Here is a 12,729-nt window from a genome sequence, read left to right on the forward strand (position 1 = left end):
ATGACCTACAACAACCCGCCGACGACGCCGCGCAAATCCGCGACCTTCGACGACTACACGCTTTCCGAAATCCGCCGCGCCGCGGCGACCGGCATCTATGACATCAGGGGCGCCGGGGCCAAGCGCAAGCTGCCGCATTTCGACGATCTGCTGTTCCTCGGCGCCTCGATCTCGCGCTATCCGCTGGAAGGCTATCGCGAGCGGTGCGACACGTCGGTGGTGCTGGGCTCGCGCTATGCCAAGAAGCCGATCGAGCTGAAAATCCCGATCACCGTTGCCGGCATGAGCTTCGGGTCGCTGTCCGGCCCGGCCAAGGAAGCGCTCGGCCGTGGCGCCACACTCTCAGGCACGTCGACCACCACCGGCGACGGCGGCATGACCGAGGAAGAGCGCGGCCATTCCAAGCAACTGGTCTACCAGTACCTGCCGTCGCGCTACGGCATGAACCCCAGGGATTTGCGCCGCGCCGACGCCATCGAAGTGGTCGTTGGCCAGGGCGCCAAGCCGGGCGGTGGCGGCATGCTGCTTGGCCAGAAAATCTCCGACCGCGTTGCCGAAATGCGCACGCTGCCGAAAGGCATCGACCAGCGTTCGGCCTCGCGCCATCCCGACTGGACCGGGCCGGACGATCTCGAGATCAAGATCCTCGAACTACGCGAGATCACCGACTGGGAAAAGCCGATCTACGTCAAGGTCGGTGGCGCCCGCCCCTATTATGACACTGCACTTGCGGTGAAGGCCGGCGCCGATGTCGTCGTCGTCGACGGCATGCAGGGCGGCACGGCGGCGACGCAGGAAGTGTTCATCGAAAATGTCGGCCAGCCGACGCTTGCCTGTATCAGGCCGGCGGTGCAGGCGCTGCAGGATCTCGGCATGCACCGCAAGGTGCAGCTGATCGTGTCCGGCGGCATCCGCAATGGCGCCGACGTCGCCAAGGCGCTGGCGCTCGGCGTGGACGCGGTGTCGATCGGCACGGCAGCGCTGGTCGCACTCGGCGACAATGATCCGCGCTGGGAAGCGGAGTACAATGCGCTCGGCACCACCGCCGGGGCCTATGACGACTGGCACGAGGGCCGCGACCCCGCGGGCATCACCACGCAGGACCCCGAACTGATGAAGCGGGTTGATCCGGTCGCCGCGGGACGGCGTCTCGCGAACTACCTCAAGGTGATGACGCTGGAGGCGCAGACCATTGCGCGTGCCTGCGGCAAGAACAGCCTGCACAATCTCGAGCCCGAGGATCTCGTAGCCCTCACCATCGAAGCCGCCGCCATGGCCGGCGTGCCGCTGGCCGGCACCAACTGGATACCGGGGAAAAACGGCTTCTAAAAAACATATCAAAATAAGCGAGGAACTATAATGGGGAACGATCTCGCCGCATTCGCCAAAGAGAACGGCGTCAAATATTTCATGATTTCCTACACCGACCTGTTCGGCGGCCAGCGCGCCAAGCTGGTGCCGGCGCAGGCGATCGCCGACATGCAGAAGGACGGCGCCGGCTTCGCCGGTTTCGCCACTTGGCTCGACCTGACGCCGGCGCATCCTGATATGCTGGCGGTGCCGGATCCGGATTCGGTGATCCAGCTGCCGTGGAAGCGCGATGTCGCCTGGGTCGCCGCCAACTGCATCATGGACGACAAGGAAGTCGAGCAGGCGCCACGCAACACGCTGCGCCGGCTGATCGCGGAAGCCGCCACTGACGGCATGCATGTCAAGACCGGCGTCGAGGCAGAGTTCTTCCTGATCTCGCCGGACGGCAGCGTCATCTCCGACAAATACGACACGGCTTCAAAACCCTGCTACGACCAGCAAGCGGTGATGCGCCGCTACGATGTCATCGCCGAGATTTGCGACCACATGTTGGCGCTGGGCTGGAGCCCCTACCAGAACGACCATGAGGACGCCAACGGCCAGTTCGAGATGAACTGGGCCTTCGACGATGTGCTCGCCACCGCCGACAAGCACTCCTTCTTCAAGTTCATGGTCAAGTCGGTGGCCGAGAAACACGGCCTGCGCGCGACCTTCATGCCAAAGCCTTTCCAGGGCCTGACCGGCAATGGCTGCCACGCCCATATTTCGGTCTGGGACAAGGCCGGCAAGGTCAACGTCTTTGCCGATAACGCGATGGAACTCGGCCTGTCGGCCAAGGGCAAGAATTTCCTCGGCGGCATCATGAAACATGCCTCGGCGCTGGCCGCCATCACCAACCCGACGGTGAACTCCTACAAACGCATCAACGCGCCGCGCACCATTTCGGGCGCCACCTGGGCGCCGAACACGGTGACCTGGACCGGAAACAACCGCACCCACATGGTGCGCGTGCCCGGCCCCGGCCGCTTCGAGCTGCGGTTGCCGGACGGCGCCGCAAACCCTTATCTGCTGCAGGCCGTCATCATTGCCGCCGGTCTCGACGGCATCCGCTCCAAGGCCGATCCCGGCAAGCGCTACGACATCGACATGTACCAGAACGGCCACACGGTGAAAGGCGCGCCGAAGCTGCCGCTCAATCTGCTCGACGCGCTTCGCGAATACGACAAGGACAAATCGCTCAAGGCGGCGCTGGGTGAGGAATTCTCGTCGGCTTATCTAAAGCTGAAGCACCAGGAATGGAATTCCTATGCTTCGCACTTCACGCAATGGGAGCGCGACCACACGCTGGACATATAATCGTCCTAGCGGTGCGAGCGACCTCGGAATGACCTGATGAAATATTCGATCTTCTCGCTCGCCCGTGCTGCCCTTTCCGGCCACAAGAATTGGCAGCGCACCTGGCGCGATGCGGCGCCCAAGGACCACTACGATGTGGTGATCATCGGCGGCGGCGGCCATGGGCTCGCCACCGCCTGGTTCCTCGCCAGCGAGTTCGGCATCAGAAACGTCGCCGTGCTGGAAAAGGGCTGGATCGGCTCCGGCAATGCCGGCCGCAACACCACCATCATCCGTTCCAATTACGGCCTGCCCGGCAATACCGGCTTCTACGAGCTTTCGATGAAGCTTTGGGAGCGGATGGAGCAGGACCTCAACTATAACGCCATGGTCAGCCAGCGCGGCGTCCTCAACCTCTATCATTCCGATGCGCAGCGCGACGCTTATGCGCGGCGCGGCAACACCATGCGCATCAATGGCATCGATGCCGAACTGCTCGACCAGGCAGCGCTGAAGAAGATGCTGCCGTTCCTGAATTTCGACCATGCGCGCTTTCCCGTGCAGGGCGGCCTCCTGCAGCGCCGCGGCGGCACCGCGCGGCATGACGCGGTGGTCTGGGGCTATGCCCATGCGGCGAGCGAACTCGGCGTCGACATCATCCAGAACTGCGAGGTCACCGGCTTTGTCCGGGACGGCAACGGCAAGGTGACTGGCGTCGAGACGTCGCGCGGCAAGATCGGCGCCGGCAAGGTCGGCATGGCAGTCGCCGGGTCATCGTCGCGTGTCGCAGCGATGGCGGGCATGCGCCTGCCGATCGAAAGCCATGTGCTGCAGGCTTTCGTCTCGGAGGCGATCAAGCCGCTCATTCCTGGCGTCATGACCTTCGGCGCCGGGCATTTCTATGTCAGCCAGTCCGACAAGGGCGGGCTGGTCTTCGGCGGCGACATCGACGGCTACAATTCCTACGCCCAGCGCGGCAATCTGCCTGTCATGGAAGATGTCTGCGAGGGCGGCATGGCGCTGATCCCTATGATCGGCCGCGTGCGGCTTCTGCGCCAGTGGGGCGGCATCATGGACATGTCGATGGATGGCTCGCCGATCATCGACAAGACGCCGGTCGACGGGCTCTACCTCAACGCCGGCTGGTGTTATGGCGGCTTCAAGGCGACGCCCGGTTCCGGCTTCGTCTTTGCCCATCTTCTGGCGCGTGACGAAACGCACAAGGAGGCGGCGCTGTTTCGGCTCGACCGCTTCCGGACTGGCGCCATGATCGACGAAAAGGGCCAGGGCGCCCAACCGAACCTGCACTGAGGCTGGCGAGATGCGTATTGTCTGTCCCTTCTGCGGCGAACGCGAACTCGGCGAGTTCAGCTATCTCGGCGACGCCAAGCCGGCGCGGCCGGCGGCGGGTGCCGGCGAGGATGCTGTCTACGACTACGTCTATCTGCGCGACAATGTCGCCGGCGTGATGGCTGAGAACTGGTATCACGGCGGCGGCTGCCGGGCCTGGCTGAAGGTCACCCGCAACACGCTGACGCACGAGATCTCGGCGGTGGAGCCGGCGGCGGGCGCCGGGGCGAGGCAGGTGGCGAAATGAGCTATCCTGTCGAAATCGTAGCCGTCGCGAAAAGCGCCAGCCCCCTACCTCCCCCTTGTGGGGAGGTCGGACCGCAGGTCCGGGTGGGGGTCGGTGCCGCACCCCCACCCCGCTGCTGCGCAGCGACCCTCCCCACAAGGGGGAGGGTAAGGGGCGGCGCCATCCTTCGCCATGACACCATATGGATCAGAGGCTGGACATCGTGACCTCTCATCGTCTCTCATCCGGCGGTCTCATCGACCGTTCCACCCCCCTCACCTTCCGCTTCGACGGCACGACATTTTCCGGCTTCCAGGGCGACACGCTGGCGTCGGCGCTGGTCGCCAATGGCGTCAAGCTGGTCGGCCGCTCGTTCAAATACCATCGTCCGCGCGGCATTCTGACTGCGGGCTCGGAAGAACCCAACGCGCTGGTCGAACTGCGCACCGGCGCACGGCGCGAGGCCAACACCAAGGCCACGACGGCCGAACTCTATGAAGGCCTCGAAGCGGCCAGCCAGAACCGCTGGCCGTCGCTGCGCCACGATGTGATGTCGGTGAACCAGCTGTTCGCACCGATCTTCGTCGCCGGCTTCTACTACAAAACCTTCATGTGGCCGGCAAAATTCTGGGAAATGGTCTACGAGCCGGCGATCCGACGCGCCGCGGGTCTGGGTCGCGCGGCGGTCACCCCCGATCCGGATCACTACGACAAGGCCTGGGCGCATTGCGATGTGGTGATCGCCGGCTCCGGTCCGGCCGGTCTCGCCGCCGCACTCGCTGCAGGCCGCAGCGGTGCGCGCGTCATCCTGTGCGAAGAAGATTTTGCGCCCGGCGGCCGTCTGTTGTCGGATGGCGGCACGATCGACGGTCTGCCGGCCGCGGAGTGGCTGTCGCGCACACTGGCCGAGCTCAGCTCGATGCCGGATGTCCGCATCATGACCCGCACGACCCTGTTCGGCGTCTATGACGGCGGTACCTATGGCGCGATCGAGCGGGTCAACGATCATCTGCCGGTGCCGCCCGAGCATCAGGTGCGCCAGCGCCTGTGGCGCATCGTGGCCAAGCGCTGCGTCGTCGCCGCCGGCGCGATTGAGCGTCCCATCGTCTTTGCCGGCAATGACACGCCCGGCGTGATGATGGCGTCCGCCATCCGCACCTACGTCACACGTTATGCGGCGACGCCGGCAAAGCGGATCGCGCTGTTCACCAACAATGAGGATGGCTGGCGCACGGTCGAGACGGCACTCGGCGCCGGGCTGCAGATCGCGGCGGTGATCGACGCGCGGCCTGACGTCTCGCCTGCCCATCGTTCTCTCGCTTCCAGGAACGGCTTCACCGTGCTGCATGGTTCGGTCAGCGGCGTCGACGGCGGCAAGGACGGCGTAAGAAAAATAGCGGTGTCGCTGACCGGCGGCGCGCGCGCCGAGGTCGAGGCCGACGGGCTTGCCGTTTCCGGCGGCTGGAATCCGGCGGTCGGGCTCACCTCTTACCATCGCGGTCGGCCGAAATGGCGAGACGACATCGCCGCCTTCGTGCCGGACGGCGCGCCGCCCGGTATGGTCGCCGCAGGTGCGGCTAACGGCGACTTCGGGCTAGGCGCCTGCCTGCGCGCAGGTTTCGAGGCCGGCGCCGCAGCGGCGCGGGACGCGGGACGCAATGGCAATCCGGGCTCTGCAGCTGTTGCCGGCGACGAGTCCTTCTCACTGACCCCGCTCTGGCACGTCGCCGGCAAAGGCAAGGCCTTTGTAGACCAGCAGCATGACGTCACCGCCTCCGACATCGAGCTGGCGCAGCGCGAGGGTTTTGAATCGGTCGAGCATCTGAAGCGCTACACCACGCTCGGCATGGCGACCGACCAGGGCAAGACGTCCAATGTCGCCGGCCTCGCCATCATGGCGGCGGTGTCGGGCAAATCCATTCCCGAGGCCGGCACGACCATCTATCGGCCGCCTTACGTGCCTGTCGCCATCGGCGCCTTTGCCGGCCATCATCGCGACGAGACTTTCCATGCCACACGGCTGACGCCGTCGCATCACTGGGCGGCCGAACAGGGCGCGATCTTTGTCGACACCGGCCTGTGGAAGCGCGCGCAATGGTATCCGCGCGCGGGCGAGAAGGACTGGCTGGAATCCGTGACCCGCGAGGTCAAGGCGGTGCGCTCGGGCGTCGGCTTCTGCGATGTCTCGACGCTGGGGAAGATCGATGTGCACGGCCCCGATGCCGGCGCCTTCCTCGACCGCGTCTACATCAACACCTTCTCAAACCTTGCCGTGGGAAAAGCCCGCTACGGGCTGATGCTGCGCGAGGATGGCCTCGTCTATGATGACGGCACGACCTCGCGGCTGGCCGAAGACCATTATTTCCTCACCACGACCACGGCGAAGGCCGGGCTGGTGATGCAGCATCTCGAATTCTGCCGGCAGGTGCTGTTCCCGGAACTCGATGTGCAGCTGACCTCGGTCTCCGACCAGTGGGCGCAGTTCTCGATTGCCGGGCCGAAGACGCGTGACCTGCTCAGGGAAATCGTCGATCCGGCCGAAGACCTGTCCAACGAAGGTTTTCCGTTCATGGGTGCGCGCGAAGTGGCGCTGCGCGGCGGCATCAATGCGCGGCTGTTCCGCATCTCCTTCTCCGGCGAAATGGCGTTCGAGATTTCGGTGCCGGCCCGCTTTGGCGAGGCGATGGCGCGCAATCTGATGCTGGCGGGAAAGCCGTTCGGCGTGACGCCTTACGGCACCGAGGCGCTTGGTGTCATGCGGGTCGAAAAAGGCCATATCGCCGGACCGGAACTGAGCGGCACGACGACCGCCGCCGATCTCGGCCTCGGCAAGATGATGTCGACCAAGAAGGATTTCATCGGCCGCGTCATGGCCGGCCGCGAGGCGCTGGTGGCGCCGGACCGGCAGGTCGTGGTCGGCATCAAGCCCGTCGACATTGCGCGCCGCCTACGCTCCGGCGCGCACATCATCCCGAAGGGCCAGACGCCCGGGCCTGATAACGACCAAGGCTACGTCACCTCGGTCTGCTTCTCGCCGACGCTCGACCAGTGGATCGGTCTCGGCCTTGTCGAGCGCGGCCGCGAACGCATCGGCGAGATCGTCCATGCGCACGACCCGTTGCGCGGCGAAGACTACGATGTCGAACTCTGCAATCCCGTCTTTTACGATCCGGATGGAGGGCGCCAGCGTGGCTGAGTTTTCCTGGGATGTTCGTAGTCCAATCGAGCGGGCACTTGTTGTCGGGCCTTACGGCGCGAACGGCAATGTCGGCGTGTTGCTGACCGAAATCCGCAATTTCGACCTGATCCAGGTGATGGCGCGGCGCGGCAAGGCGGGAGATTTGGCCAACGCCGCGAAGGCAAGCTTCGGTGTTGCGGCTCCTGAGACACCCAAGGCGGTGCAGACTTCGGATGCGACGCTGATCTGGTCGGGACCGGACCAGTTCTTCGTGCTGTTGAAGGGCGGCAAGCATGGGACTGAAGCACTCGCCCAGACGTTCGCGTCTTCCGCTTCGCTATCGGACCAGTCGCATGCGCGAGTGCTGATCAGTATCTCCGGTACCAAGGCGCGGGCGATGCTGGGCAAGCTGTCGTCGATCGATCTGCATCCCGATGCATTTCTGGTTGGGGCGGCTGCCGCGACCTCGATGGATCACACCAGCGTCACGCTCTGGCGCGGGAATGACCGGCCGGATGGGCAGGCGGTGTTCAACGTGCTGATGTTTGCGACATTTGCTGAAAGTCTGTGGCACACGATGCTGGATTCGGCGGCGGAGTATGGTGTCGAGATCGGGCATTCCGAGGATTTGGCGTAGCGCTTGTGCGCTTCTTCCTTCTCCCCTTGTGGGAGAAGGAAGATCGGCGCGTTAGTGCCGAGACGGATGAGGGGTGTTCCAGGGTACGCCAACGTCTCACCGCTGGAACACCCCTCATCCGTCGCCTGCGGCGACACCTTCTCCCACAGAGGGAGAAGGGGGAGCCAGCCTTGCCAAACGCAACTGCGCTGCTATTCTTGCAGCTAAAGTAATTTTACACACAGGCAAACTTGTTTCTCGAACCGCAAGGCTGAGATGAGCCAGTCGCCCTACCCCACAGTGACAGCCGGGCCGCCCCGGCCAAGCCTCATCCTGCGGCCCGGCCAGATCGCGCTGCCGCCGGGCATGGAGCGGTATGCGGCCCCCGGTAACGGCGCGGTGCTGATCGATATCGAGGCCGGCGATACATTTGCCATCCGCAATGTCGAGGGCGGCCAGGCCTGCGAGCTTTTGGCCTGGGACAAGTCAGGCGCCACCGACCCCGCCATCTTCGGCGAAAAGTCCAATAGCAATGCCGCCGGGATCAAGGCGCTATTGGCCGAGGGCGACGATAGCCTCGCTTCCGTGCGCCGCGGACTCGAGCGCCGCCAGGTGCAGCTTGACCAGGCCAAGGCGGTGCGCGTCTTCGGCGGCGCCACGCCGGCAGGCACCGAGCAGGCCTTCACCGTCGCGCGCGATGGCGGCTTGCTGATTGCAGCGCCTAGCGGGCCGATGCTGGTCGACGGCCACGACACGGCAACGCCGCTCACCGTCATCGTCCGCCGTGCCACGGTGCGCCTGAAATCGAAATCGCAGCTCGCCGATCCGCTCGCCGATCCGGTGCTCGATTTGCGCGTCCATTCGGCAACCGCCGAATCCTATTTCGTCAAGGCCGGCGACTATCTGCAGATCATCGACGTCGATGGTCGCCAGTGCACCGACTTCCAGTGCTTTTCTGCGCGCAAGCTGGACAAGGGGCTGGACCATCCGCTCGACGTAACGACGACGCGCACGCTGATGGGGTCGAGCTACCCGATGCCCGGCCTTCACTCGAAATATTACGACCAGGACATGGAGCCGTTGGTCGAGGTTATCCAGGACACATGCGGCCGGCATGACGCGTTCGCGCTGGCGTGTGCCGCCAAATATTACGACGACATCGGCTATCCCGGCCACACCAACTGCTCGGAGAATTTCAACCGCGCGCTGGCCGACAAGGGTGTCACCCCACGTGCCGGCTGGATGGCGATCAACTTCTTCTTTAACACGGCGATCGACGCCCATGGCGTCATGGTGTCGGATGAGCCGTGGTCGCGCGCCGGCGACTATGTCCTGCTCAGGGCGCTCACCGACATTGTCTGCGTCTCCTCCGCCTGTCCCGACGACACGACACCGGCCAATGGCTGGAACCCGACCGACATCCATGTGCGAACCTATTCCGGCCAACACAAATTCTCGCGAGCGATCGCCAGACGCATGACGCCCGATTCGGAACCGAAAATGACCCGCGAGACCGCCTTCCATTCCAGCTTCGCCAAGCACACCCGCAACTTCGTGGAATACCGGGGTTATTGGCTGGCCAATTCTTTCGCCAAAGAGGGGCCGATCGCCGAGTACTGGGCCTGCCGGCAGGACGCGGTGATCATGGACCTGTCGCCGCTGCGCAAGTTCGAGGTCACCGGTCCCGATTCCGAAGCGCTGCTGCAATACACGCTGACCCGCGACGTCAAGAAGCTCGGCGTCGGCCAGGTCGTCTATTCCGCCATGTGCTACGAGCATGGCGGCATGATCGACGACGGCACGCTGCTGCGGCTCGGCAAGGACAATTTCCGCTGGGTCGGCGGCGATGACCTGTCCGGCGAATGGCTGCGCGAGACGGCAAAGAAGCTTGGCCTCAACGTGCTGGTGCGCTCGTCCACCGACCAGATGCACAATGTCGCTGTCCAAGGGCCGAAGAGCCGTGACATTTTGCGAGAGGTGGTCTGGACCTCGCCGCTGCAACCGTCGATCGACGAACTCGAATGGTTCCGCTTCGCTGTCGCGCGCATCGGCGGCGGCAATGGCATTCCGGTCGTGGTGTCGCGCACCGGTTATACCGGGGAGCTCGGCTACGAAATCTGGTGCCACCCACGCGACGCCGAAAAAGTGTTCGATGCCATCTGGGAGGCCGGCCAGCCGCACGGGCTGAAGCCGATGGGCCTGCAGGCACTCGACATGGTGCGCATCGAAGCCGGGCTGATCTTCGCCGGTTACGAATTCTCCGACCAGACCGACCCGTTCGAGGCGGGCATTGGCTTCACCGTACCGTTGAAGGCCAAGACCGACGATTTCATCGGCCGCGAGGCTCTGATAAGGCGCAAGGAACATCCGCAGCACAAGCTCGTTGGCCTCGACATCGACAGCAATGTCGCCGTCGGCCATGGGGATTGCGTCCATATCGGCCGCGCCCAGATCGGTGTCGTCACCTCGGGCATGCGCTCGCCGGTGCTGAACAAAAACATCGCTCTGGCGAGGCTTGACGTCACCCACGCGGCAATCGGCACAGAGGTGGAGATCGGCAAGCTCGACGGTCATGCCAAGCGGCTGCCGGCGCGGGTGGTGGCCTTCGCTCACTACGATCCGCAAAAGACCAGGCCGCGATCCTGAGGGTTGCACCCCGGCCCTTCGCAGGCTCAGGGCGTTCGAAGCTCGAAAGCAATTGGCTTTCCGTCCGCTACCGCGGACCGCTTCTCACCCCACAAGGGGAGAAGGACAAAGCGAGCGTTTCGCAACCGTGATGTGCACGACGCCACAAATCACTTGACGTGAAAGCGCGCCGGATCAATCTTCACTGTTAAGAAAAAAATACGACTGAGTGGAAACACTGGAGTCGTGCGGTCATGTACCGGGGAACAAGCTTCGCGAAGCCGAGGCATCACCGGCCGGGAACACAAAATGGGGAATTCAGACAGATGAGCACGATTACCACTGCCCTAGAGCAGCCCTCTGAAGGCAAGCTGCTCCGCAACATCGACTGGCGCGGCGCCTTCTGGGTGGCGAGCGGCGTTCCTGCCCTTGTCCTGTTTTCGATCGGCGGCATTGCCGGAACGACGGGAACGCTGGCCTTCGGGATCTGGATCGCTTCCATGATCATGGGCTTCCTGCAATCCTTCACCTATGCCGAGATCGCCGGCCTGTTCCCGAACAAGTCGGGCGGCGCCTCGATCTACGGCGCCACCGCCTGGCTGCGTTATTCCAAGTTCATCGCGCCGCTGTCGGTGTGGTGCAACTGGTTCGCCTGGTCGCCGGTGCTGTCGCTGGGCTGCTCGATCGCCGCCGCCTATATTCTCAACGCGCTGGCGCCGGTGCCGCTGTTCACCGAGGCGTCGCCGGACGTCGTCGCCTATATCGCGGCGCATGCCGGAACGGTGCCTGCCGACGCCATCGCCGCGGTGACCGCGGCGGCCACGCCGGCGATCCGCAACTGGACGCTGTTCAGCCACACGCTAGGTCCTGTCTCCTTCACCCTCAATGCCACTTTCTTCATCGGCGCGGTGCTGATGCTGATCATCTTCTCGATCCAGCATCGCGGCATTCTCGGCACCGCCAATGTGCAGAAGTATATCGGCCTCCTGGTCATCATCCCGATGCTGATCGTCGGTGTCGTGCCGATCGTCACCGGCCAGATCAACTGGGCGAACTTTTCGCCGCTGGTGCCGCTGGCGGCGGCTTACGCGCCGGAGCCCGGCTCGTGGAACATTGCCGGCTGGACGCTGGTGCTGGGCGGCATGTTCATCGCCGCATGGTCGACCTATGGCTTTGAGACCGCCGTCTGCTACACATCGGAGTTCAAGAACCCGGGCACCGACACGTTCAAGGCGATTTTCTATTCCGGCCTGCTCTGCATGCTTCTGTTCATCCTGGTGCCCTTCACCTTCCAGGGCGTGCTGGGCCTCAACGGCATGCTGGCGACGCCGATCGTCGACGGCTCGGGTGTCGCCGATGCACTGGCCGGCATGGTCGGGGGTGGCGCATTGATCCACAGCCTCTTGGTGATGCTGATGATCCTGGCGCTGGTGCTGTGCATCATGACGGCAATGGCCGGCTCGTCGCGCACGCTCTACCAGGGCTCGGTCGATGGCTGGCTGCCGCGCTATCTCAGCCACGTCAACGAGCATGGCGCGCCGACGCGCGCCATGTGGACCGATCTCGTCTTCAACCTGATCGTGCTGGCCATCGCCTCGGCCGACGCGACGAGCTTCTTCTTCATCCTCGCCGTGTCGAACTGCGGCTACATCATCTTCAACTTCCTCAACCTCAATGCCGGCTGGATCCACCGCATCGACAACGGCCACATCAACCGGCCTTGGAAGGCGCCGAGCTGGCTGCTCGGCCTCGGCGCCATCTTCGCCTATGTAAACGCCATCTTCATGGGCGCCGGCGCCAAGGTGTGGAACCCGATGGCGCTCTGGGCCGGCCTGATCACAGCCGCCTTGATCATCCCGGTGTTCTGCTACCGGCACTACGTCCAAGACAAGGGCAAGTTCCCCGACCACATGCTGGCCGACCTCGGCATGGCGGGCGCAGACCTCTCGGTCAAAAAGGCAGGCATGCTGCCCTACCTGACGCTGGTCGCCGGCCTGGTGGTGATGCTGCTCGCCAACTGGTACTTCGTCATCTGAAAGTGATGGCTTGAAAAGAATGGGCGCGCTTCGGCGCGCCCGTTTCTTTTTG

The 12,729-nt window shown here is 64.2% G+C and carries 8 protein-coding genes; all 8 read left to right on the forward strand.

Annotation, left to right across the window (positions count from 1 at the left end):
- The 8 genes from NKI35_RS03300 (at window position 1) to NKI35_RS03335 (ending at window position 12,677) form a co-directional block, all read left to right on the forward strand.
- Complete coding sequence (locus tag NKI35_RS03300; protein WP_352738533.1) at window positions 1-1,329, forward strand: FMN-binding glutamate synthase family protein; 1,329 nt, start codon at window positions 1-3, stop codon at window positions 1,327-1,329.
- 30 nt (window positions 1,330-1,359) lie between these two features.
- Window positions 1,360-2,667 carry a type III glutamate--ammonia ligase gene (gene glnT / locus NKI35_RS03305; protein WP_023696631.1) on the forward strand — a complete coding sequence of 436 codons (1,308 nt, stop codon included), beginning with the start codon at window positions 1,360-1,362 and terminating at the stop codon, window positions 2,665-2,667.
- Between the two features lie 36 nt (window positions 2,668-2,703).
- A complete protein-coding gene (locus NKI35_RS03310; RefSeq protein WP_023819021.1) occupies window positions 2,704-3,957 on the forward strand; it encodes a sarcosine oxidase subunit beta family protein in 1,254 nt (417 codons plus the stop codon).
- A gap of 10 nt (window positions 3,958-3,967) precedes the next feature.
- Window positions 3,968-4,243 carry a sarcosine oxidase subunit delta gene (locus NKI35_RS03315; RefSeq protein WP_023692160.1) on the forward strand — a complete coding sequence of 92 codons (276 nt, stop codon included), beginning with the start codon at window positions 3,968-3,970 and terminating at the stop codon, window positions 4,241-4,243.
- Window positions 4,244-4,424: 181 nt separating this feature from the next.
- A complete protein-coding gene (locus NKI35_RS03320; protein WP_352738536.1) occupies window positions 4,425-7,418 on the forward strand; it encodes a sarcosine oxidase subunit alpha in 2,994 nt (997 codons plus the stop codon).
- A complete protein-coding gene (locus tag NKI35_RS03325) occupies window positions 7,411-8,037 on the forward strand; it encodes a sarcosine oxidase subunit gamma (protein WP_023729268.1) in 627 nt (208 codons plus the stop codon). Before NKI35_RS03320 ends, NKI35_RS03325 begins: the two co-directional genes overlap by 8 nt.
- Before the next feature lie 255 nt (window positions 8,038-8,292).
- Window positions 8,293-10,662: a trimethylamine N-oxide demethylase gene (locus NKI35_RS03330; protein ID WP_352738538.1), complete on the forward strand. Its 2,370-nt coding sequence runs from the start codon at window positions 8,293-8,295 to the stop codon at window positions 10,660-10,662.
- Between the two features lie 305 nt (window positions 10,663-10,967).
- Window positions 10,968-12,677 carry a trimethylamine N-oxide permease gene (locus NKI35_RS03335; protein WP_352738540.1) on the forward strand — a complete coding sequence of 570 codons (1,710 nt, stop codon included), beginning with the start codon at window positions 10,968-10,970 and terminating at the stop codon, window positions 12,675-12,677.
- Window positions 12,678-12,729 lie beyond the last annotated feature (52 nt).

Source organism: Mesorhizobium sp. M0676 (assembly GCF_040320535.1).
Lineage (GTDB): Bacteria > Pseudomonadota > Alphaproteobacteria > Rhizobiales > Rhizobiaceae > Mesorhizobium.